General features: G+C 75.2%; 23 protein-coding genes. 10 read left to right on the top strand and 13 right to left on the bottom strand.

Annotation, left to right across the window (positions count from 1 at the left end):
* The first annotated feature begins 101 nt into the window (after positions 1–101).
* A complete protein-coding gene (locus tag ACFY00_RS26455; RefSeq protein WP_388034047.1) occupies positions 102–512 on the top strand; it encodes a hypothetical protein in 411 nt (136 codons plus the stop codon).
* A gap of 31 nt (positions 513–543) precedes the next feature.
* Here ACFY00_RS26455 and ACFY00_RS26450 read toward each other — a convergent pair whose 3' ends face one another.
* From ACFY00_RS26450 to ACFY00_RS26440, 3 genes are read right to left on the bottom strand one after another with little or no spacing between them, the layout of a single operon-like run.
* Positions 544–843 (bottom strand): YciI family protein, encoded by a 300-nt coding sequence (locus ACFY00_RS26450; protein WP_388034046.1) that lies wholly within the window; start codon positions 841–843, stop codon positions 544–546.
* A 22-nt stretch (positions 844–865) separates the two neighbouring features.
* Entirely contained in the window at positions 866–1534 is a 669-nt protein-coding gene (locus ACFY00_RS26445) for a response regulator transcription factor (protein ID WP_388034045.1), read from the bottom strand.
* Positions 1531–2712 carry a sensor histidine kinase gene (locus tag ACFY00_RS26440; RefSeq protein WP_388034044.1) on the bottom strand — a complete coding sequence of 394 codons (1182 nt, stop codon included), beginning with the start codon at positions 2710–2712 and terminating at the stop codon, positions 1531–1533. The genes ACFY00_RS26445 and ACFY00_RS26440 overlap by 4 nt, the downstream gene beginning before the upstream one ends.
* A 380-nt stretch (positions 2713–3092) precedes the next feature.
* Here ACFY00_RS26440 and ACFY00_RS26435 point away from each other — a divergent pair, with 380 nt between their 5' ends.
* Both ACFY00_RS26435 and ACFY00_RS26430 read left to right on the top strand, forming a co-directional pair.
* Positions 3093–3830: an ATP-binding cassette domain-containing protein gene (locus ACFY00_RS26435; RefSeq protein WP_388034043.1), complete on the top strand. Its 738-nt coding sequence runs from the start codon at positions 3093–3095 to the stop codon at positions 3828–3830.
* Entirely contained in the window at positions 3827–4876 is a 1050-nt protein-coding gene (locus ACFY00_RS26430) for a transporter (RefSeq protein ID WP_388034042.1), read from the top strand. The genes ACFY00_RS26435 and ACFY00_RS26430 overlap by 4 nt, the downstream gene beginning before the upstream one ends.
* 19 nt (positions 4877–4895) lie before the next feature.
* On the opposite strand, the gene lepB is transcribed toward ACFY00_RS26430, so the two are convergent.
* Positions 4896–5582, bottom strand: a complete 687-nt coding sequence (gene lepB / locus ACFY00_RS26425) for a signal peptidase I (RefSeq protein WP_388034041.1) — start codon at positions 5580–5582, stop codon at positions 4896–4898.
* 99 nt (positions 5583–5681) lie between these two features.
* Positions 5682–6008, bottom strand: coding sequence for a chorismate mutase (locus ACFY00_RS26420; protein WP_033253849.1), 327 nt, complete (start codon positions 6006–6008; stop codon positions 5682–5684).
* 334 nt (positions 6009–6342) lie between these two features.
* On the opposite strand from ACFY00_RS26420, the gene ACFY00_RS26415 reads away from it, so the two are divergent.
* From ACFY00_RS26415 to ACFY00_RS26405, 3 genes are all read left to right on the top strand, one after another.
* Positions 6343–6768, top strand: coding sequence for an OsmC family protein (locus ACFY00_RS26415; RefSeq protein ID WP_388034040.1), 426 nt, complete (start codon positions 6343–6345; stop codon positions 6766–6768).
* Positions 6769–7396: 628 nt separating this feature from the next.
* Positions 7397–9076: a putative bifunctional diguanylate cyclase/phosphodiesterase gene (locus ACFY00_RS26410; protein ID WP_388034039.1), complete on the top strand. Its 1680-nt coding sequence runs from the start codon at positions 7397–7399 to the stop codon at positions 9074–9076.
* Between the two features lie 33 nt (positions 9077–9109).
* The gene (locus tag ACFY00_RS26405) at positions 9110–10081 is read left to right on the top strand and encodes a phosphotransferase family protein (protein WP_388034038.1); all 972 of its coding nucleotides are present in this window, start codon (positions 9110–9112) and stop codon (positions 10079–10081) included.
* Here ACFY00_RS26405 and ACFY00_RS26400 read toward each other — a convergent pair.
* The gene (locus ACFY00_RS26400; protein ID WP_388034037.1) at positions 10071–11174 is read right to left on the bottom strand and encodes an LLM class flavin-dependent oxidoreductase; all 1104 of its coding nucleotides are present in this window, start codon (positions 11172–11174) and stop codon (positions 10071–10073) included. The two genes, ACFY00_RS26405 and ACFY00_RS26400, sit on opposite strands and share 11 nt — an antisense overlap.
* A gap of 504 nt (positions 11175–11678) precedes the next feature.
* On the opposite strand from ACFY00_RS26400, the gene ACFY00_RS26395 reads away from it, so the two are divergent.
* Positions 11679–12341 carry a DedA family protein gene (locus ACFY00_RS26395; RefSeq protein ID WP_388034036.1) on the top strand — a complete coding sequence of 221 codons (663 nt, stop codon included), beginning with the start codon at positions 11679–11681 and terminating at the stop codon, positions 12339–12341.
* A gap of 205 nt (positions 12342–12546) precedes the next feature.
* The gene (locus ACFY00_RS26390; protein WP_388034035.1) at positions 12547–13800 is read left to right on the top strand and encodes a hypothetical protein; all 1254 of its coding nucleotides are present in this window, start codon (positions 12547–12549) and stop codon (positions 13798–13800) included.
* Here the strand turns inward: ACFY00_RS26390 and ACFY00_RS26385 are convergent.
* Genes ACFY00_RS26385 through ACFY00_RS26360 form a run of 6 tightly spaced genes read right to left on the bottom strand, consistent with a single transcriptional unit; the run spans position 13797 to position 19311 of the window.
* Positions 13797–14660, bottom strand: coding sequence for an alpha/beta fold hydrolase (locus tag ACFY00_RS26385; RefSeq protein ID WP_388034034.1), 864 nt, complete (start codon positions 14658–14660; stop codon positions 13797–13799). The two genes, ACFY00_RS26390 and ACFY00_RS26385, sit on opposite strands and share 4 nt — an antisense overlap.
* Positions 14657–15727, bottom strand: coding sequence for a branched-chain amino acid ABC transporter permease (locus ACFY00_RS26380; RefSeq protein WP_388034033.1), 1071 nt, complete (start codon positions 15725–15727; stop codon positions 14657–14659). The genes ACFY00_RS26385 and ACFY00_RS26380 overlap by 4 nt, the downstream gene beginning before the upstream one ends.
* Complete coding sequence (locus ACFY00_RS26375; RefSeq protein ID WP_388034032.1) at positions 15724–16590, bottom strand: branched-chain amino acid ABC transporter permease; 867 nt, start codon at positions 16588–16590, stop codon at positions 15724–15726. The genes ACFY00_RS26380 and ACFY00_RS26375 overlap by 4 nt, the downstream gene beginning before the upstream one ends.
* Positions 16587–17318 (bottom strand): ABC transporter ATP-binding protein, encoded by a 732-nt coding sequence (locus ACFY00_RS26370; protein ID WP_388034031.1) that lies wholly within the window; start codon positions 17316–17318, stop codon positions 16587–16589. The genes ACFY00_RS26375 and ACFY00_RS26370 overlap by 4 nt, the downstream gene beginning before the upstream one ends.
* Entirely contained in the window at positions 17315–18073 is a 759-nt protein-coding gene (locus ACFY00_RS26365; protein WP_388034030.1) for an ABC transporter ATP-binding protein, read from the bottom strand. The genes ACFY00_RS26370 and ACFY00_RS26365 overlap by 4 nt, the downstream gene beginning before the upstream one ends.
* Positions 18074–18078: 5 nt before the next feature.
* Entirely contained in the window at positions 18079–19311 is a 1233-nt protein-coding gene (locus ACFY00_RS26360) for a substrate-binding domain-containing protein (protein WP_388034029.1), read from the bottom strand.
* A 262-nt stretch (positions 19312–19573) separates the two neighbouring features.
* Here ACFY00_RS26360 and ACFY00_RS26355 point away from each other — a divergent pair, with 262 nt between their 5' ends.
* Together ACFY00_RS26355 and ACFY00_RS26350 are read left to right on the top strand one after the other, a co-directional pair.
* Entirely contained in the window at positions 19574–20341 is a 768-nt protein-coding gene (locus tag ACFY00_RS26355) for a CoA transferase subunit A (protein ID WP_388034028.1), read from the top strand.
* Entirely contained in the window at positions 20341–20982 is a 642-nt protein-coding gene (locus tag ACFY00_RS26350; RefSeq protein WP_388034027.1) for a 3-oxoacid CoA-transferase subunit B, read from the top strand. Before ACFY00_RS26355 ends, ACFY00_RS26350 begins: the two co-directional genes overlap by 1 nt.
* A 50-nt stretch (positions 20983–21032) precedes the next feature.
* Here ACFY00_RS26350 and ACFY00_RS26345 read toward each other — a convergent pair whose 3' ends face one another.
* Complete coding sequence (locus tag ACFY00_RS26345; RefSeq protein ID WP_388034026.1) at positions 21033–21770, bottom strand: uracil-DNA glycosylase; 738 nt, start codon at positions 21768–21770, stop codon at positions 21033–21035.
* Between the last annotated feature and the right edge of the window lie 62 nt (positions 21771–21832).

Below are 21832 nucleotides of genomic sequence, written 5' to 3'. Positions count from 1 at the left end.
CCCGAAGGACCGGGCGGCCATTCCTTCCGAGCCATCAACGGCAACCAGCCATCAGCCACACCCGGTCCTCCCGGACCGCCTCACATTCTTAGGGAACAGCCATGAGGCGTGCGAGGACCCTGGGGGCGGCGGCCCTGGCCGTGTGCGCGGTGACCGGCCTCGGTGCGGGGCCGGCCGCGGCGGCCGACGGTGTCGCGCTGCCCTACCCCGGACCGGACGGCCTGGTCTGGGTGAACGACCGGGTCGGGGACGGCGGTCTGGTGTCGGGCGGGGCGTGGGGAAGCCTGCCGACCGTGCTGACGGTGGCCTGCGAGGGCGGCGGCACGGTGCGGGTGACGATGGAGTCGCAGCAGGTCGAGGTCGCCGCGTTCACCGTGGACTGCCCGGTGGGCACCACCGGCGTGGGGTCCGCGACCATGGCGCCGGGCGTGGTCCAGGGCTCCTTCTCCGTGTACGTGGACGCCGGCGGCGCCCCGCTCGGATGGGCCCTGCAGGTGGTGCAGCCGGAGTAGCCGGACGGCGCCGACCGCCCGGGACCCGGCCTCAGGAGGGCAGGGTCTCGCGGTGGGCGGCGAGGGCGGGGGCGACGGTGGTGGCGAGGAACTCGGTGATCCGGTAGTCGGCGACGCCCGCGGGGACGAAGGGGTCGGTGGCGGCGAGGGCCTCGACGGTGGGGCGGTCGGGGGCCACCGCGAGGATGATCCCGCCGTCGCGGGGGACCTTGCGGCCGGAGGCGAGGAAGGTGCCGGCCGCGTAGTGCTGCTCCAGCCAGGCGATGTGGGCGGGCAGCAGGGCGTCGACGCGCTCCAGCGGGGCGGTGTAGGTCAGTTCGAGGATGAACATCCGGTCATCGTACGCCGGGGGGTCACCGGGCGCCGGGCCGGACCAGGCCGGACTCGTAGGCCGCGATGACCAGTTGGGCCCGGTCGCGGGCGGCGAGCTTCTGCAGCAGCCGGCCGATGTGGGTCTTCGCGGTGGACAGGCTGACGTGCAGCTCGGCGGCGATCTCCTCGTTGGAGAAGCCCAGCCCGACCAGCGCCAGCACCTCGCGCTCCCGCTCGGTCGCCGCCGCCAGCCCCGCCGGGTCGGGCAGCGCGGACGGCTCCGGGCGGCGGGTGTACTCCTCGATCAGCCGACGCGTCACCCGGGGCGCGAGCAGCGCCTCGCCCGCGGCCACCACCCGCACCGCGTCCAGCAGTTCGGCCGGGCGGGTGTCCTTGAGCAGGAACCCGGCGGCGCCCGCGCGCAGCGCCGCGAAGGCGTAGTCGTCCAGGTCGAAGGTGGTCAGCACCAGCACCCGGACGCCCGCCAGCTCCGGGTCCGCGGTGATCGCCCGGGTCGCCTCGATGCCGTCCAGCCGGGGCATCCGGACGTCCATCAGCACCACGTCCGGCCGCTGCGCGCGGGCGAGTTCGAGCGCCTCGGCGCCGTCCGCGGCCTCGCCGACCGCGGTCAGGTCGGGCGCGGAGTCCACCAGCAGCCGGAAGCTGCCGCGCACCAGCGCCTGGTCGTCGGCGACCAGCACCCGGATCACCCGGCCACCGCCAGCGGGAACACCGCGGACACCTCGAAGCCCCGCCCCGTCCGCCGCCGCCCGGCCCGGAACTCCCCGCCGTGCACGGCGACCCGCTCGCGCATCCCGGCCAGGCCGTGGCCGCCGCCCGGGCCGGACGGGGGGCCGCCGCGGCCCTCGTCGGTGACGGTCAGCTCCAGCGCGTCGGGGCGGTAGTCGAGCCGCACCCGGCAGCGGTCGGTACCCGCGTGCCGCACCACGTTGGTGACCGCCTCCTGCACCACCCGGTAGCCCGCCAGCTCCAGCCCCGGCGGCAACTCGGCCCGTTCGCCGACCAGTTGGACCTCCACCCGGACGCCCGCCGCGGCCGCCCGGCGCACCACCCCGTCCAGGTCGGCGAGCCGCGGCGCGGGCAGCCGCTCCCCGTCGTCCCCGCCGGTGCGCAGCACGCCCAGCAGGGCCCGCATCTCGTTCAGCGCGGTGCGGCTGGTCTCCTCGATCGACGCCAGCGCCAGCCGGGCCTGCTCGGGCCGCTCGGCCGCGACGTGGTTGGCGACGCCCGCCTGCACCGCGATCACGCCCAGGCTGTGCGCGACCACGTCGTGCAGCTCGCGGGCGATCAGCAGCCGCTCCTCGCGCTGCCGGGACGCCTCGTGCTCGATCCGGCGGCGGCGGCGCTCGTCCACCGCCCAGCCCGCCGTCCAGCCCGTCGCCAGGAACAGGCAGGCCATCACGACCGCCCCCGGCCCGCCGAAGCCGGGGTGCGGCCACACCCACCCCAGCGTCCCGGACAGGCACAGCGCCGCGACCAGCAGCGAGAACGCCAGCAGTTGCCCCGCCCGGCGCCGCGGCAGCGCGCCCGGCACCCGGTACAGCACCACCGCGACCGCCACCCACGGCGCGGGCGACCCCGCCGCCCCCACGCTCAGCGCCGCCAGGCCCAGCACCGCCGACAGCACCGCGACGGGCCTGCGGCGGGCCAGCGGCGCGGCCAGCGCGGCCACCACCACCATCACCGCGTCCGCCGGGCGCGAGCCCGGACCGAACCCGACCGGTGCCAGCGGCGTGACGTCCGCCTGCCGCGGCACCTGCGGCATCGCGTCCCAGAGCGGGAGCAGCGGCAGCGCGGTCAGCACGGCGGCCGCCACCGCGTCCACGGCGGCCCGCGCACGGGGGCCGAGCGGCCGGTGCAGGTCCATGCCCGCCACGGTAGCCGCCGGACGGGCGGGCGCGGATCGGACCTGGGGACGACGACGAAGGTCGTACCTGGGGGTGGGAGGCTCGCTTCCAGTGGGCTCACGAGGGCGAAACCGGGGGCTCGGGGAACGGCGAGGCCCGGTCTGCGAGAGGTTCGCTGCCGAAGCGCGCACCGGCTTCCGGTTCCGTCAAGGACGCGCAGCAGCACGGACCTTCGACGGGCTCCGGCCACCAGCAGCACGGACTCGCCGTTCCCCGAGCCCCTGAAGGTGCTCTCCCGTCCCCTCGAAGTACCACTCCGGGCGTGGTCCCAGGTCCGACGCGGCGTCGCGGGGCCCCGGGCCAGGGTGGGGGCGTTCGGGAACGGGACGGAGGAGGGAACGTGATCGAGGCTCGGGGTGTGGGACGGCGCTACCGGAGACGGTGGGCGCTGCGGGAGTGCACGCTGGAGGTGCCGGCGGGGCGGACGGTGGGGCTGGTCGGGCCGAACGGGGCCGGGAAGAGCACGCTGCTGCACCTGCTGACGGGGCTGCTGCCGCCCAGCGCGGGCGAGTTGCGGGTGTGGGGCGAGCGGCCGGGTTCGCGTGCGCGGTGGCTGGCGCGGATCGCCTTCGTGGGGCAGGACGCGCCGGTGCACCGGGCGTTGACGGTCGGGGAGCACCTGGTGCTCGGCCGCCGGACGAACCGCCGCTGGGACGACGGGTGGGCCCGGCGGCGGGTGGCCGACCTGGGGCTGGACCCGGGGCAGCGGGCGGGGCGCCTCTCCGGCGGGCAGCGGGCGCAGCTCGCGCTGACCCTGGCGCTGGCGAAGCGGCCGGACCTGCTGGTGCTGGACGAGCCGGTGGCGGCGCTGGACCCGCTGGCCCGGCGCGAGTTCCTGGACCAGTTGGCGGCGGCCCGGGCCGAGCACGGCCCGAGCGTGCTGCTGTCCTCGCACCTGATCGGCGACCTGGCCCGGGACTGCGACCACCTGATCGTGCTGGGCCGCGGCCGGGTGCGGGCCGCCGGTCCGCTGGCCGAGCTGCTGACCGGCCCGGACGGGCGGGTCCGCGACCTGGAGGAGGTCGTCCTGGAGCACCTCCAGCAGGAGCGCGACGAGCGGGCGGAGGGGCGGTCGTGAGCTGGTTGACCTGGCGCCAGTACCGGGCGCAGGCGTGGTGCGCGCTGGCCCTGCTGGCGGTTGTCGCGGTGCTGTACGGCGTGACCGGGCCCCGGCTGGCGGGCCGGTACGACGCGAGCGGCCTGCCGGACTGCGCGCGGACGGGGGCGGGCTGCGAGCGGGCGCAGGCGGCGTTCGCGGCGGCGGTGGGCGCGGACGGCCTGCTGACCGGGCTGTTCTACCTGGGGCTGGTGCTGCTGCTGGCACTGCCCGCCGGGGTCGGGATGTTCGCGGGGGTGCCGCTGGTGGCCCGCGACCTGGAGTCGGGGGCGTTCCGGCTGACGTGGACGCAGGGGGTGTCCCGGACGCGCTGGCTGCTGGTGCGCCTGGCGCTGGTCGGTTCGGCGGTGGCGGTGCTGGCGGGGCTGCTGTCGCTGGCGGTGTCCTGGTGGGCGGCGCCGCTGGACCGGGCCGAGGCGCTGCCGGGTGCCGGTGACGCGGGGCTGCCGGGGCGGTTCGGGCCGCTGGTGTTCGCGGCGCGCGGCGCGGCCCCGGTGGGCTGGGCGCTGTTCGGGTTCGCGGCGGGGGTGGCAGCGGGGCTGCTGCTGCGCCGTCAGATGGCGGCGACGGCGGTGGTGCTGGGGGTGCTGGCGGCGGCGCAGGTGCTGGTGCCGCTGCTGGCGCGCCCGCACCTGGCGGCGCCGGTCCGGGCGGAGGCCCCGCTGGTGCTGGAGGAGGGGCGGGGCGTGGTCCGGATCGACGGCGACCGGCTGTACGCGTCGACGCCGGTGTCGCTGCCGGGGGCGTGGGTGCTGTCGGTGGAGTCGGTGGACCCGGCCGGGCGGACCTTCACCGGGCCGGTGCCGGGGGTGTGCCGCCCGGAGGCGGGGTCGATCGGGCGGTGCCTGGAGACGATCAACGGGCTGGGACTGACGCAGCGCGTCGAGTACCAGCCGGCCCGCCGCTACTGGCCGTTCCAGTGGGCCGAGGCGGGGGCGCTGGCGCTGCTGTCGGGTGCGCTGGCGGCGGGCTCGGCGGTGCGGCTGCGGCGCGGCGTCACGGCCTGACGGCGCCCGGCCCGGTGGCTCAGCGCCCGCTCCAGCCGAACCAGGTGAAGTGGTTGAGCGGCCAGACGACGGCGGTGGTCGGTCCGACCAGGTCGGAGACGGGGACGGCCCCGCCGTCCGGTCCGTCGCGGTGGTAGCGGGAGTCGGCGGAGTCGCTGCGGTGGTCGCCCTCGACCCAGACGTGGTCGGCGGGGACGGTGACCGGGCCGAAGTCGATGCCCGCGCAGGAGTCGTCGCCGGGGTGCAGGTAGGGCTCGGCGACGGCCCGGCCGTCGACGGTGAGGGTGCTGCCCTGGCAGGCGACGGTCTGGCCGCCGGTGGCGATGACCCGCTTGACCAGGTAGTCGTCCCCGGGCGGCAGCAGGCCGACGGTGCTGAGGCCGGAGTGGACGGCGCGGGTGAGGACGTTGCCGCTGTCGGGGGCGGGCGGCAGCCAGCCGCCCGGGTCCTTGAACACCACGGGCTCGCCGGGCTCGGGCGTCCAACCGGTGAGGGTGGCGAACTTGTTGACGGCGACCCGGTCGCCGACCTGCAGGGTGTTCTCCATCGAGCCGGACGGGATGGAGAACATCTGGAACAGGCAGGTCTTGATCAGCACGGCGACGACCAGGCCGATCGCGATCATCACGGGCAGTTCCACGTACCAGGGCCGCCGCCTGCGCGGACGCTGCTCCTGGCTGGGTTCCTCGGCCACCGCCACCGACACCGACACCGCCTCCTTGGCAAGGACTGCACGCTAACCCGTGCCGGGGGCAGCGCGAAATCGGGTTCTTACCCGGAGCAGACAACCCCGGTGGGCGGGCCCTCAGGCCTCCTTGGCGATGGCCTCGTGGTGGCGGATGACTTCGGCGATGATGAAGTTGAGGAACTTCTCGGCGAAGACCGGGTCGAGGTTGGCGCTGAGGGCGAGTGCGCGCAGGCGGTCGATCTGGCGGCGCTCGCGGGCCGGGTCGGCGGGGGGCAGCTGGTGCTCGGCCTTGAGGCGGCCCACCTGCTGGGTGGCCTTGAAGCGCTCGGCGAGCATGTGCACGACGGCGGCGTCGATGTTGTCGATGGACTCGCGCAGGCGGGTCAGCTCGGCCAGCACGGCGTCGTCGATCCCCGCCGGGGAGGGGGTGGGCTGGTCCGTCATGTGGGGTGGCTCCGATGCGGGATTACGGGTGGTCGCTCGGGCGTGGCGAACGGCCAATCTAACAGGGCGGGCAGGCCGCGTTCGCCCTGATGACCGGCCTGTTCCGGCATGTGGGACGGCCGGTGGGACGGGTGCCGGAACGGCCGGCGGGCCGGGTGCGGACGGCGTGCGGGCAGGTGTCCGGACGGGCGCCCGGGGCGGAGTCCGGCGCTCCGCGCGGCGTTCGCCCACCGGGGTGCGGTGCGGGCCGTAGGCTGGGCGGGCCGCGGCCGGAAGTCCGGCCGCCGGTACAGCAGTTCGTCCGCTGTCCGTTCTCATGTGGAGGTACCTGATCGTGGCGACGACCCGCACCGCGCACACCGAGTGGGAGGGCAACCTGCTCGACGGCAAGGGCCTGGTGACCCTCGACTCCTCGGGCGTCGGCGAGTTCCCGGTGTCCTGGCCCTCCCGGGCCGAGGCCGCGAACGGCAGGACCAGCCCGGAGGAGCTGATCGCGGCCGCGCACTCGTCCTGCTTCTCGATGGCGCTCTCGCACGGCCTGACCGGCGCCGGCACCCCGCCCACCAAGCTGGAGACCAAGGCGGACGTGACCTTCCAGCCGGGCACCGGCATCACCGGCATCCACCTGACCGTGGTCGGCACCGTCCCGGGCCTGGACGAGGCGGGCTTCGTGAAGGCCGCCGAGGACGCGAAGGCGAACTGCCCGGTCAGCCAGGCGCTGTCCGGCACCACCATCACGCTCTCCGCCAGCCTGGCCTGACGACCCGTCCGGCCTGACGACCCGCCCGGCCGTCAACTTCCCGCCCGTCCGGTCCTCCGGCCGTCAACTCCCCGACCGCTCACGCTCCGTCACGGCGCGTGAGCGGCGGCGCACTCCCCCGGCGCCCGCCCTCCCGGCGGCCGCCGGGGGCTTCGCGGTGGGTGCCCGACTTCCGGGACGCGGTGTCCGGTTCCGGTCGGCTTCGCACAGAACGTAACGGGCATTTCGGGATCTTCCTCACCAATCACTCTGGCGGCGGTCGCGGACAGTTACACCGGCGGCCTATGATCGGCGGGCGTGGCCCGAGGCCGCCGTCCGTTCCCCTGCCACCGGCCGGGGCCGCCGGGCGGGCGCGGGCCGCCTGGCCGGTCGCCGCCCGCACGGAGCCTCCGGCGCGACCAGTGGCAGCAGCGGACGGGAGCGTGCCGTGCCGGGCCGGAACGTCGGGGCCGACGCACACCATCGGGGTGGGTGGTCCGAAACGCCGCGCCCGGGAGCCGGAACCGACCGGTCCGCTCCGTGCGCCGCCTGCGGCGTCCCGCCGGACACCGAGGCCGAGCGGCTGGCCGCCGCCCTGCGGGCCAGCGAGTCGCGGTTCCGGGCCGCGTTCTCCGACGCCGGGATCGGCATGGCGCTGATCGACCGCGACGACCTGGTGATCGAGGGCAACCCGGTGTTCGCCGCGATGCTGGGCCGCGAGGTGGCCGAGCTCCCGGGCATGCACATCCACCAGATCATCGACCCGGAGGAGCCGTCCCGCAGCCGCTACCGCGCGCTGGTGCGCGGCGAGCGCGACCGGATGCGGGCCGAGAAGCGGCTCAAGCACCGCGGCGGCCGGGAGGTCTGGGGCCGGGTCACCGTCTCGCTGATCCGCGACGGCGCGGGCGAGCCGTACTACACGCTGGTCATGGTCGAGGACGTCACCGAGCGGCGGCAGCTCGGCGACCGGCTCGCCTACCAGGCGCTGCACGACCCGCTGACCCGGCTGCCGAACCGGACGCTGTTCTACGAGCGGCTGGAGGCCGCGTTCAAGCCGGACGGGTCGGACGGCCCGGCCGCGGCGGGCGGCGAGCGCCGGATCGGACTGTGCTACGTCGACCTGGACGGCTTCGCGGCCGTCAACGAGACGCTCGGCCACCACGTCGGCGACCAGCTGCTGGTGGCCGTCGCGGCCCGGCTGGAGCACGGGTTCGCCCGGGAGGGGCGGCAGTTGGTGGCCCGGCTGGGCGGCGACGAGTTCGCCGTGCTGGTGACCGGCAGCACCGGGCCCCAGCAGCTGACCAGGCTGGCCGCCGCCCTGATGGCCGCCCTGGAGCAGCCCTTCGAGGTGGCCGGGCACCGGCTGACCGTCACCGCCTCGGTCGGCGTGGTGGAGCGCCCGGTGCGCGGCTCCACCCCCACCGACCTGGTCCGCGACGCCGACTCCACGCTGTACTGGTCGAAGTCCGACGGCCGCGCCCGCTGGACGCTGTACGACCGCGACCGGGGCGCCGACCAGCTGACCCGGCACGAGCTGGCCACCGCGCTGCGCCCGGCCGTGGAGCGCGGCGAGTTCACCGTCGAGTACCAGCCGCTGGTGGGCCTGGCCGACGGCGCGGTGCGCGGCGCGGAGGCGCTGGTGCGCTGGAACCATCCCCGGTACGGGCTGCTGCCGCCGGGCCGGTTCATCCCGCTCGCCGAGGAGTCCGGGGCGATCGTGCCGCTGGGCAAATGGGTGCTGGAGGAGTCCTGCCGCCAGGCCCGGCAGTGGCTGGATGGGTTCCCGGAGCAGCCGGTGCTGGTGAGCGTCAACCTGGCACCCCGCCAGATCTGGGACTCCGACGTGGTCGCCGACGTCGCCGAGGTGCTGGAGCGCACCGGGCTGCCCGCCCGGCTGCTCCAGCTGGAGATCACCGAGAGCGCACTGCTGGGGCCCAGCGGCCGCCCGCTGCAGGCCCTGCAGGCGCTCGCCGACACGGGCGTGCGGATCGCCATCGACGACTTCGGCACCGGCTACTCCAACCTCGCCTACCTGTCCCGGCTGCCGGTGCACGCGCTCAAGCTGGACGCCACCTTCATCGAGGCGTTCCGCGAGTCCGCGCCCGGCGCGGACGGCCGGCGGCGGGCCGCCGACGAGCAGATCGTCGGCGCGATGGTGCAGTTGGCGCACGCCCTGGGCCTGACCGTCACCGCCGAGGGCATCGAGAACGCCGCCCAGGCCGAGCGGCTGCGCCAGACCGGCTGCGACACCGCGCAGGGCTGGTACTACGCCCGCCCTGGCGGTCCCGAGCTGATCGCCGGGATACTGCGTGACCGACCGCGGCGGTAGCGGCGCGGATTTCCGGTGCGGAGGGGCGGGGCGATGGAACGCGTGGACGCGGTGCTCGACGGGGCGCGCGTGGTGTCCGGGACGCCGATGTCGGGGGGCCTGTACAACGCGGCCCGGCTGCTCGAACTGACCGACGGGCGGCGCCTGGTGCTCAAGTGCGCGCCGCCGCCCGGCACGCCCGGGCTGGCGCACGAGCGCGGGCTGCTGGGCACCGAGCGGCTGTTCCACGCGCTGGCCGCGGACGCCGGGCTGGCCGTCCCGCAGGTGCTGCACCACGACCCGGACGGGGACGCCGACACCCGCGAGTGGCTGCTGCTCAGCTACGTGGAGGGCACCACCTGGGACAGCCTGCGCGAGCGGCTCTCCGCCGCCGACCGGGCCGGGCTGCGCCGCACCCTGGGCGCCTGGGCCGCCGGGGTGGCCCGGGCCACCGGGGAGCGCTACGGCTACCCGCAGCCCGGGCCGGGCCTGTCCGCCGACAGCTGGCCGGCCGCGTTCGCCGCGATGTTCGGCGCGCTGCTCGCCGACGCCGACCGCTACGGCGTCGAACTGCCCGCCCCCGTCGAGGAGTTGCTGGCCCTGCCGGAGCGCTTCGGCCCGGCCCTGGCCGAGGTCCGCCGCCCCGCCCTGGTGCACTTCGACGCCTGGGAGGGCAACCTGCTGCTCACCCCCGGCGCGGGCGGCGGCTGGGAGCTGACCGGCGTGATCGACGGCGAGCGGGCGTTCTTCGGCGACCCCCTGGCCGAACTGGTCGGCCTGGACCCGCTGGGCGCCGCCGAGCTGGACGACGACTTCCTCGCCGGCTACCACTCGGTCGACCCGGCCTTCGCGGTGGACGACGCCGGGCGGGCCCGGCTCGCGCTGTACCGGATCTACCTGGCACTGATCATGCGCGTCGAAGCCGTGCCCCGGGCGTACACCGGCGACTTCGCGGACTGGGTGCGGAGCTGGTCCGCGGAGCGGGTGACCGAGCAGTTGGCGGTGCTGGCGGCCCTCAGCCGGTGAGCCCGTATGCCTCGGCGATCATCCCGTAGGACGCCAGCCGGTTCTCGTGCCCGTGGATGTGCGAGGTGACCATCAGCTCGTCCGCCCCGGTGCGCCGCCGCAGCGCCTCCAGGCCCTCGGCGACCTCCGCCGGGGTGCCGAGCACCACGTTCGCCAGCCAGGAGTCGAGGAAGTCCTCCTCGGCGGGGGTGTAGGGGTGCGCGGCGGCCTCCTCCGGCGTCGGGATCGGCCCCGGCCGGCCCTGCCGCAGCCGCAGCATGCCCAGGCCCGCCGACCGGGCCAGCCACAGCGCCCGCTCCCGGCTCTCCGCGGCGACCGCGCTGACCCCGATCAGGGCGTACGGCTCCTCCAGCACCTCGGACGGGGTGAAGCCCTCCCGGTACAGGTCGAGGGCGGGGACGGTGTTGGCCGCGCTGAAGTGGTGCGCGAAGGCGAACGGGTGGCCGAGGCGGGCGGCGAGCTGGGCGCTGAACCCGGAGGAGCCGAGCAGCCACAGCGGCGGGCGGGAGGCCGAGCGCGGCACCGCCTCCAGCCGGGCGTACGGGTGGCCGGGCGGGAAGTCGCCGTCCAGGAAGTGCCGCAGTTCGGCGAGCTGGCGCGGGAAGTCCTCCGCGCCGTCGGCCAGGCCGCGGCGCAGCGCCCGGGCGGTGGCCTGGTCGGTGCCGGGGGCGCGGCCGAGGCCGAGGTCGATCCGGCCGGGGTGCAGGGCCTCCAGCAGGCCGAACTGCTCGGCGATCGCCAGCGGGGCGTGGTTGGGCAGCATCACGCCGCCGGAGCCCAGGCGCAGCGTGCTGGTGTGCGCGCCGAGGTGGGCGAGCAGGACGGCGGGGACCGAGGAGGCGACGCCGGGCATGCCGTGGTGCTCGGCGACCCAGAAGCGGTGGTAGCCCCAGCCCTCGGCGGCCCGGGCCAGTTCGGTGGTCGCGGCGAGCGCCTCGCCCGCGGTGTGGCCGGAGCCGACGGTGGCGAGGTCCAGGATGGACAGCGGGGCGGGGGCGCGGCCCGCGGCCCGGCCGCGGATCCGGTCGGCGGTGGGGGCCGGGGCGGGTCCGGCGGCGCTCTCGGGGGCGGTCGGCTCCGGTGCGGTGCTCATGCGGTGCGTCCTCCTGGTGCCCCGGCCGGGTGCCCGGGCGTTCGTCGGAGCACAACCCGCCCGCCGCCCGGCCTGTTCCCGCCCGCGGGGGCGCCCGGTGGCCGCGGTGCGCCGTCCCGGTGCGCCGCGACGCGCCAGGTCGGTGCGCCGCGACGCGCCGGGGCGGCGCTGACGGCCCGCCAACAGGCCACGCTGCGTGGCGACTTCACGCCACAGCGAGAAGTCGCCAGGTCCGGGGCTCGAAGCGGGCTGCCGGATGGGGCAGGCTGGTACCGGCGCGGAACACGTACCGGCTCCGCGCACCAGCGACAGATCGGCGGGCTGGACCAGCGCCGTTCGATCCTCACGAGCCCCCGGAGCGGCACCCCGCCCCGGGGGCTCTCGCGTGCCCGGGCGCGTGTGCGGTATGCCACACGGGGGTGCTTCATGCCATGAAATTTGCCCGCGCTAGCGTTGTCCCCCGTTGCAGCTGCTCCCCCCGGGCGTGCTGGAGGGAGAGAGACCGTGGACCTGAACGCCTTCGTCGGACCGGCCTGGTACTGCGCACTGGCACTGGTCGCCGTCCTCGGCGACGCCTTCCTGCCGTTCCTGCCCAGCGGAACGCTGGTGATCCTGGCCGTGCTGAAGACCGGGCAGGTCGGCGGCTCGCCGCTGCTGCTGGGCGCCGGGGTGGCCGTCGCGTCCTTCCTGGGCGACCTGCTGCTGCTCAACCTGGCCCGGCGCGGCGCCCCCGCGGTGCACCGGGGGCTGGCCCGCCGGCCGCGGCTGGCGGAGAGCGTGGAGCGGGTGCAGCGGGCGCTGACCGGCCGCACCACCAGCCGGGCCGCCGCGGCGATCGTGATCATCGCGCGCTTCGTCCCGGCCGGGCGGACGGTGCTGGACGTGGCGGTCGGCCACTCCACCGCCCACCGGCCGTGGACCTTCCTGCGCTGGTCGGCGGTGGCCGGGGTGGTGTGGGCGGCGTACATCGTCACCCTGGGCTGGCTCAACCAGCACTGGTTCGACACCGCGTGGCTGAGCTTCGCGATCTCCTGCCTGGCCGCGACCGTGATCAGTTCGGCCGTGGTGCAGCTCGTCCGGCGGCGGCGCCGCCTGGCGGTGCTGGTCGAGGGCGAGCCGTCGGCCGCCCTGCCCGCGACCTCGGCGTTCCCTGTCTCAGGACGGTAATAAGGCGGTCGGCCCGGGAGCCGGACGAAGCTTTGCCGCGTGATGACCCGATGAGGGTGGGCGGCGTTGGACCGGCCATCCCGGCCATGCCATCCTTGGGTGGCGTTACCGTCAAATTGTCCGATTTTGCCAGAAGTTGACCCCGGAGCCGCGTGTCGGCCTCCGGTTTTCTTCTGCACGGGCCCATGGGGCAGGGGAGACGATCATGAGCACCATCTCGCGCAGGACAGTGCTGACCGCCACGGCGGCCACGGCGGCCCTCGGGGCCGTCTCCGCCTGCTCCAGCGGCGGCGGTGCCACCACCACCCGCCCCGGCTCCGACGGCGGCCCCGCGACCGGCACCCCCGGGGCGAGCCAGTCCCCGGTCAAGGGCACCCCGATCGGCGACGGCTCCACCGCCGACACCGGCGCCCAGCCCCACCAGCCCACCGCAGAGAAGCTCAAGCCCGGCGAGGCCCCGCCCCAGTTCGTGGTCTTCTCCTGGGACGGCGCGGGCGCCACCGACGACGGCCAGTTCGCCCGCTTCCTCAAGATCGCCGAGGAGCACCGGGCGAGCATGACCTTCTTCCTCTCCGGCATCTACACCCTGCCGAAGGAGAAGTCCTCCCTCTACCACCCGCCGCAGCACCCGGTCGGCGCCTCGGACATCCCCTTCCTGTCCGACAACGCGGTGCGCAACACCGTCAAGCTGATCAGTCAGGCCTGGCTGGCCGGCCACGAGATCGGCACCCACTTCAACGGGCACTTCTGCTCCTCCCGCGCCGACCACAACGGCGTCAACAAGTGGAGCCCGGAGGACTGGGAGAGCGAGATCCAGCAGGCGGTGTCCTTCGTCACCCAGTGGCGCACCAACACCGGCTTCACCGACGTCGACCCGCTCCCCTTCGACTACAGGAAGGAGCTGATCGGCGGCCGCACCCCCTGCCTGGAGGGCCAGAAGGCGCTGCTGCCGACCGCCGCCAAGCTCGGCTGGAAGTACGACGCCAGCTCGCCCGGCGGCCTGCAGATGTGGCCGCAGAAGGTCCAGGACGGCAAGATCTGGGACTTCCCGCTGCAGGGCATCCCGTTCCCCGGCCACAACTTCCAGGTGCTGTCGATGGACTACAACATCCTGGCCAACCAGTCCGGCGGCTCCACCAAGGGCGACCCGGGCAAGTACGGCCAGTGGCGCGACCAGGCCCGCGACGCGTACCTGGCGGGCTTCAACCGGGCCTACACCACCAACCGGGCGCCGTTCTTCGTCGGCAACCACTTCGAGCAGTGGAACGGCGGCATCTACATGGACGCCGTCGAGGAGACCATCAAGCAGATCGCCGACAAGCCGGACGTCCGCCTGGTCTCCTTCAAGCAGCTGGTGGCCTGGCTGGAGGCCCAGGACCAGTCCACCCTGCGCAAGCTGCGCACCCTCAACGTCGGCCAGGCCCCGGCGGGCGGCTGGCAGGCGTTCCTGGGCGGCTAACGCACGCGCAGGAGCTCCGCCGCCAGGTGCTCGGACCAGATGATCGAGTAGTGGTTGGTGTCCGGCACCAGCGCGGCGGGGACGGTGACCCGCGCCGCCGCCAGCCGCTCGGGGTCGTAGAGGGCCCGGGGCTCGTCCAGCAGGCCGCGCTGCGCGTAGAGCAGCCGGGCGGGGACGGTCAGCCGGTGGACCGCCCCGGCGGCCTCCGGGTCGAGCAGGACCTGGGCGCCGTCGGTGGTGATCGCCTCGTGGACGCAGGAGGAGACCAGCGCGGGGGCCTCGCCGACCAGGTCGCGCTGGGTGTAGGCGTCGAGTTCGGCGGTCCACGGGTCGAACGCCGGGTGGGCCCGCCAGAACTCCCGGTACGCCTCGCGGCTGGCGAAGGTCATCGAGAGCCGGGCCAGCGCCGGGCCGAGGACGGCGGCGAGGGCGTCCCGCTCGTCGACGCCGGGCGGCAGCGGGAAGGTGACGGCGCCGTCGACCAGGGTCAGGTCGGCGACCAGGGCCGGGTGCCGGGTCGCGGTGAGGGCGCCCACCCAGGCGCCCATCGAGTGGCCGACCAGCCGGACCGGGCCCGCGTCCAGGGCGGTGACCAGTGCGGCGACGTCCTCGGCGTGCCGGGCCAGGCCCCACGGGCCGGGCAGGTCGCGGCTGGCGGCCCGGCCTCGCAGGTCGGGGGCGTACAGCGCGGCGCGGCCGTCGAGCAGCCGGGCCAGCCCGGCCCAGGCGAGGGCGTTCGCGGTGATGCCGTGCACGGCGACCAGCACGGGCGCGTCGGGCACGGTCGCGGGCCAGTGCAGGACGGCGAGGTCGCCGCCCTCGACGGGGACGGTCAGGGCTTCGGGCCGGGGGTCGGTCATGCGGCGCCTTCCGGGAGGGCGGCGGCGGGGGCCGCGGCGGTGGGGGTGCGGCCGGTGCGCAGCCGGGCGGGGAGTTCGGCGAGGCCGCCGGGCAGCAGGGAGACGACGGCGACGAAGAGGGTACCGAGCAGGAAGAGCGGCTGGGAGAGCGGGACCCGCAGGACGGCGGGGAGGTCGGCGACGGCGGCGGAGTTGGCGAGGTCGCCGAGGCGGTGCGCGGCCCAGGTGTAGAGGACGCCGCCGAGCAGCGGGCCCCAGCGGGTGCCGGAGCCGCCGAGGACGACCATCACCAGCAGGGCGAGCGTGGCGTCCGAGCTCGCGGCCTGCGGGGTGGCGCCGCCGGTGAGCAGCAGGTAGACCACGCCGCCCGCCCCGGCCAGCGCGCCGGAGACGGTGAAGGCGAGGAGCTTGAAGCCGTAGGGGCGCAGGCCCAGGACCTCGACCCGGCGCTCGTTCTCGCGGATGCCGGCCCAGACGCGGCCGGTGGGCGAGGAGGTGGTCCAGTGCACGACGGCGAGGGTCAGCACGAGGTAGGCCAGGGCGATCCAGTACAGGTTGGCGGTGTTCTGGATGCCGAGGAGCGCGTCGGGCAGGCGCGGGGCGGGGGCGGAGCGGCCCTCCTCGCCGCCGGTGTACCCGCCGGGGTTGCGCTGCACCAGGATCGCCCCGGCCTGGGCGAAGGCGAGGGTGACCATGGAGAAGCCGATGCCGGTCACCCGCAGCGCGACCGCGCCCAGGGCCAGCGCCAGGGCGACCGAGCAGGCGGTGCCGAACAGGGCGGCGGGCAGGAAGTCGAGGTCGAGCTCCAGCATGGCCAGGTCGGTGGCGTACAGGCCGGTGGCGAAGTACAGGGCGTGGCCGAAGGAGAGCAGTCCGGTGCGGCCCAGCAGCAGGTCGTAGCCGGTGGCGAGGCCGCCGTAGAGCAGGCACAGGGCGATCAGTTGCAGGCTGCCGGGGCTGCCGAGCGGGCCGTCGAGCAGGCCGGGCAGCGGCAGGGCGCTGTACGGCGCGGCGGCCAGGACCAGCAGCAGGGCCAGCGGCCACCAGCGCTTGAGGTGGGCGGTCACGCGAGTCTCCCGGTGAGTCCTCGGGGCTTGACGAGCAGCAGGACGGCGAGCAGGACGACCACCGAGAGGTCTCCGAGTCCGGCGGCCGTGTAGTAGTTGGCGAACTGCTGGACGAGTCCGACGCCGACCGAGGCGACCGCGGCGCCGGTGACCGAGCCCATGCCGCCCATCACGACCACCACGAAGGCGAAGATCAGCAGGCCGGTGCCCTGGGAGGGGTTGACCGAGCCGAAGTACAGCCCGGCCAGCGCCCCGCCGAGCGAGGCGGCGGCGCCGCCGATGGCGAAGACCAGGGTGAAGGCCCGGCGGACGTCGATGCCCAGCGCGGTGACCATCGCCCGGTCCTCGACCCCGGCCCGGACGATCAGGCCGTAGCGGGTGCGGGCCAGGAACAGCCGCAGGGCGACCAGGACGGCCAGTGCGGCGGCCATCAGCACGAAGCGGTTGACCGGGACGGTCGCCCCCAGCAGGCCGACGGTGCCGGACAGCGCGGCGGGCTGCGGGAAGGGGCGGGCGTCGGAGCCCCAGACGCCCATCAGCAGGGCGGGCAGGGCCAGCCCGACGCCGACGGTGGCCAGGATCTGGTCGCGGGGGCGGGCGTACAGCGGGCGGATCAGGGCGAGTTCGAGCAGCACCGAGGCCGCGGTGCCCACCACCGTGCCGAAGCCGACCGCGAGCCAGAAGCCCATGGCCCCGTCGGTGGCGCCCCACCAGGCCGCGTACGCGCCGATCGAGAGCAGCGCGCCGTGGGCGAAGTTGAGGACGTCCATCAGGCCGAAGATCAGTGACAGGCCGGAGGCGACCAGGAAGTACAGCGCCCCCAGCCCCAGTCCGGTGCAGGCGAGCAGGACGACGGTGCTCAACGTGAACTCCCCTCCGGGGAAACGGTCCTGGGCTGGTGGCTGCCGACGCCGAGCAGGCGGCGGGCGGCGTCCTCGTCGGCCAGCAGCGCGCGGGCGTCGCCCTGGTGGGCGGTGCGCCCGTCGGCGAGGACGGCGCAGCGCCCGGCGATCCGGCGCACCAGGGCGAGGTTCTGCTCGACCAGCAGGACGGGGACGGACTCGGCGGCCCGGGCCAGCACGTCGGCGACCTCGGTGACGATCTTCGGGGCCAGGCCCTTGGTCGGCTCGTCGGCGATGACCAGCCGGTTGTGGTTGAGCAGGGTGCGGGCGATGGCGACCATCTGCTGCTGCCCGCCCGAGAGCGTCCCGGCGGCCTGTTGGTGGCGCTGCTTCAGCTCGGGGAACAGCTCGAAGACCAGGTCGTAGGCGGGCTGCGGGTCGCGTTCGGCCAGGCGCAGGTTCTCCGCGACGCTCAGGTGCGCGAAGACGCCGCGGTCCTCGGGGGCGTAGCCGATGCCGCGCCGGACCACCCGGTGGGTGGGCAGGCCGGTGATGTCGGCGCCGTCGAAGGTGATCGTGCCGCTGCGCGGGACGAGGCCCATCACCGCCTTGACGGTGGTGGTCTTGCCCGCGCCGTTGCGCCCCAGCAGGGCGGTGACGCCGGTGGCGGCGACGTCCAGCTCCACCCCGTGCAGGATGTGCAGGCCGTCGATCACCACCCGCAGGTCACGGACCGTCAGCAGGCTCACAGCGCCTCCCCCAGGTAGGCCCCCTGCACGGTGGCGTCGGCCATCACCGCGTCCGGGGAGTCGAGTGCGAGCAGGGTGCCGTGGTGCATCACGGCGAGCCGGTCGGCCAGGCCGAGGAGGACGTCCATGTGGTGCTCGACCATCAGCACGGTGCGGCCCTGCTCCTGGTGGACCGAGCGGATCAGCTCCACCAGCGCGGGCACCTCCTCGGCGCTGACCCCGGCCATCGGCTCGTCCAGCAGGATCAGCCGCGGGTCGCCCACCAGCAGCACCGCCAGCTCCAGCTTCCGCTTGCCGCCGTGCGACAGCGAGGCGGCCGGGTCGTCGGCCCGGTCGGCCAGGCCGGTGCGCTCCAGCGTCTGCTCCACCTGCTGCCGGTAGCGGCCCGCGCGGCGCCAGATCCGGTACGAGGCGCCCGGCCCGGCCGCCGCCTGCGCGGCCAGCCGGACGTGCTCGGCGACGGTGAGGCCCGGCCACAGCGAGGAGGTCTGGAAGGTCCGGCCCAGGCCCCGCCGGGCCCGGGCGGGCACCGACAGCGCGGTGATGTCCGCCCCGTCCAGGTACAACGCGCCCTGCGAGGCGGGGTGGATGCCGGAGACCAGGTTGAACAGGGAGGTCTTGCCCGCCCCGTTCGGGCCGATGAACGCCACGAACTCGCCCTCGGCCACCTCGAAACTCACGTCCTGCACGATCGGGACGCCGCGCACGGACCAGCCGAGCCCGTCCAGCCGCAGGACCGGGGCGGAGCCGCCCATGCCGCTCAGCCCGCCATCTTCACGACCGGCGGGGCGACCTGCTCCGCGGTCAGGGTCTTCTCGGCGGTGGGCCTGGCCGCGGCGCCGGTGCCGACCAGCTTGACCTGGAACATCGGCTGCAGCAGCGCGTGGTCCTCGGCCCGGACGGTCAACCTGCCCTTGACGCCGTCGAAGCTCCAGCCCTCCAGCGCCTTCACCAGCGCGTCGGTGTCGGCGTCGGAGCCCTTGTTGGCCTCCAGCGCGTGCACCACCATCTGCGCGGCCGTGAAGCCGTCCGGGGTGAACAGGTCCGGCGTGGAACCGGCCTTGGTGACCGCCTCGGTCATCGCCAGTTCGGCGTCGGTGCCGCCCGCCGCGCCCGCGAAGTAGTGGTTCAGGAAGTCGATCTTCTCGGCGGCGGGGCCGAACAGCGGGTACGAGGCGGCCACGTCCAGGCCGGTGACCACCTTGGTCGCGGAGAACACGTCCTGCTGGGTGAGCGAGGTCCACAGCGCCGAGGCGGTGTCGCCCGCCCACGCCACGTACAGCAGGTCCGGCTTCGCGGCCTTCGCCTGGGTCGCGAACGGCGTCAGGTCGGTGGCCGACGGCGGCGCCAGCACCGCGTCCACGGTGGCGCCCTCCCCGCCCAGCACCTCCTTGACCGCGGCCACGTTGGCCTGCCCGAACGCGTTGTCCTGGGCCAGCACCGTGACCTTGCGGCCCTTGGCGTCGCCGATGAACGACGCCGCCGCCCTGGTGTCCTGGTAGGACTGGCGGCCCGAGCGGAAGGTGTACCTGTTCAGGCCGGTGACCTTGTCGGCCGCCGCCGGGCCGGAGATGAACAGCACCTTGTTCTGCGCCGCGATCGGCCCGACCTGCAGCGCCACCCCGGACGCGGTCGAGCCCGCCAGGATCCGCACGTTCTTGCCGATCAGGTCCTTGGCCGCGGAGACCGCCTTCGCCGGGTCCCCCGCGTCGTCCTGCTCGGTGACCTCCACCGGGTGCCCGTCCACCGCGCCGGTGCCCTTGGTGGCGTACGCCAGGCCCGCCTTGAAGCCCTCCAGGTACTGCTTGCCGTACGCGGCCAGCGGGCCGGTCCTCGAGTACACCAGGCCGACCTTCACCGGGCTCCTGTCGCCGGCGTCGGTGGAGCCCCCGGCGGTGCCCGCCTTCGCGCAGCCCGCGGCGAGCAGCACGCAGGCCGCCAGCGCGGCGAGCTTCCGGACGGGGCGTCTGGGGATAACGTCCGTGACTGACATGGTGGGGGCTCCTGACGTACCGGTGCTGGTGGGATGCCGGAACCGTAGGGGCGCGCCCCCGGGGACGACATGTGACGGGCCCACGCATCGGGCGCCCGCACTGTGTGCCCCACCGCCATGTCGCGGCGCCCGACCGCTCGGTGTGTGCGGCGGGCACATGGCCCGGGCGCGCCCCATGGCGGCGCCCGCCATGGAAAGCCGCGGGGCCCGCGGGAAGGGTGGTGCGGCAGTCAGCCCCTCCCCTCGGACAAAGGCGGCCCCCTTGGACAAGGTCCTGGACTCCCCGGCCCGTGCGGTCGCGGACATTCCCGACGGCGCTCTGCTCGCGGTCGGCGGTTTCGGCCTGTGCGGCATCCCGTCCACCCTGATCGGCGCCCTGGTCGACGCGGGCACCACCGGCCTGCGGGTGGTCTCCAACAACTGCGGCGTGGACGACGGGGGGCTGGGCCTGCTGCTGCGGGCCGGCCGGATCGCCCGGATGACCTCCAGCTACGTCGGCGAGAACAAGGAGTTCGCCCGCCAGTACCTCGGCGGCGAGCTGGAGGTCGAGCTCACCCCGCAGGGCACCCTGGCCGAGCGGCTGCGGGCGGGCGGCGCGGGCATCCCCGCCTTCTACACGCCCGCCGGGGTCGGGACGCAGGTCGAGGAGGGCGGGCTGCCCTGGCGCTACGCCCCCGGCGGCGGGGCCGTGGCGGTGGCCTCCCCGCCCAAGGAGGTCCGCGAGTTCGGCGGGCGCCGCCACCTGCTGGAGGAGGCGATCGTCGCGGACTTCGCCCTGGTGCGCGCCGCCGTCGCCGACCGGCACGGCAACTGCGCCTTCCACGCCGCCGCCCGCAACTTCAACCCGCTGTGCGCCGCCGCGGGGAGGGTCACCCTCGTCGAGGCGGACCGGATCGTCGAGGCGGGCGAGCTCCCGCCGGACGCCGTCCACCTGCCCGGCATCCACGTCGACCGGGTGGTGGCCGCCGACCCCGCCGACCGCCGGATCGAGCGGCGCACCGTCAGCCGTCCCGCCCTGGAGGAGTCCTGATGACCGCCGCCCTCGACCCCCGCGAGGCGCTCGCCGCGCGGGCCGCCCGCGAACTGCGCGACGGCCAGTACGTCAACCTCGGCATCGGCCTGCCCACCCTGGTCCCCGGCCACCTGCCGCCCGGCGTGCACGTCGTCCTGCACTCCGAGAACGGCATCCTGGGCACCGGCCCCTACCCCGCCGAGCAGGACGTCGACCCCGACCTGGTCAACGCGGGCAAGGAGACCGTCACCGTGCTGCCCGGCGCCGCGTTCTTCGACTCGGCGGCCTCCTTCGGCATGGTCCGCTCCGGCCGGATCGACGTCTCGGTGCTCGGCGCGATGCAGGTCTCCGCCCGCGGCGACCTGGCCAACTGGATGATCCCCGGCAGGACGGTCAAGGGCATGGGCGGCGCGATGGACCTCGTCCACGGCGCCCGCCGCCTGATCGTCGTCATGGAGCACACCGCCAAGGACGGCACCCCCAAGATCGTCGACGAGCTGACCCTGCCCGCCACCGGCCGGGCCGTCGTCCACCGGATCGTCACCGACCTGGCCACCCTGGACGTCACCCCCAAGGGCCTGCGCCTGGTCTCCCTCGCCGAGGGCGCCACCCTGGAGCGGGTGCGCGCCGCCACCGAACCCCCGGTGCTGGCCGACTGAACGCCGAGGGGCCCGGGAGCGGTGCGCCCCCGGGCCCCTCGGCCGTGCGGTCAGCCCTTGAGGTTCGGGATCCGCCAGTCGATCGGCTTCTGGCCGAAGCCCTCCAGCGCCGCGTTGATCTGCGAGAACGGCTCGCTGCCGAGGAAGAGCTTCGCGGACAGCGGCGAGGGGTGCGCGCCCTGCACCACCACGTGCCGCGAGGTGTCGATCAGCGGGAGCTTCTTCTTCGCGTAGCCGCCCCAGAGCACGAACACGCAGGGCTCCTCGCGGGCGCTGACCGCCTTGATCACCGCGTCGGTGAACTTCTCCCAGCCCTTGTTCTTGTGCGAGTTGGCCTCGTGCGCCCGCACCGTGAGCACCGCGTTGAGCAGCAGCACGCCCTGCTCGGCCCACGGCATCAGGTACCCGTTGTCGGGCGGCAGGAAGGCGCCGGTCTCCGGGTCCTTGAACAGGCCGAGGTCGGTGCTGAGCTCCTTGTAGATGTTGCGCAGCGACGGCGGGGTCCTCACGCCGGGCAGCACGGAGAAGCTCATGCCGTGCGCCTGGCCGTTGTCGTGGTACGGGTCCTGACCGAGGATCAGCACCTTGACGTCCTGGTACGGCGTCGCCTCCAGCGCCGCGAACTCCTGCCCGGCGGGCGGGAACACCTCGTGCTCGGCGCGCTCGGCGGCCAGGAACGCGTTCAGCTGCGCGTAGTAGGGCTTGCCGGTCTCCTCGGCGAGCACCGCCTGCCAGGACGCGGGCAGTTCCGGCGCGCCGCTCGTGGACGCCTCGGCCAGCTCCGTCACGTTGTACCTCCCACCGGCCGCGCCGCACGGCGACCGCTCTCGTTCGTACCTACCGTTGCGCG

This window comes from Kitasatospora sp. NPDC001540 (genome assembly GCF_042894345.1).
Taxonomy (GTDB): Bacteria; Actinomycetota; Actinomycetes; order Streptomycetales; family Streptomycetaceae; genus Kitasatospora; species Kitasatospora phosalacinea_C.
This window is presented reverse-complemented; position numbering and strand designations above follow the sequence as displayed.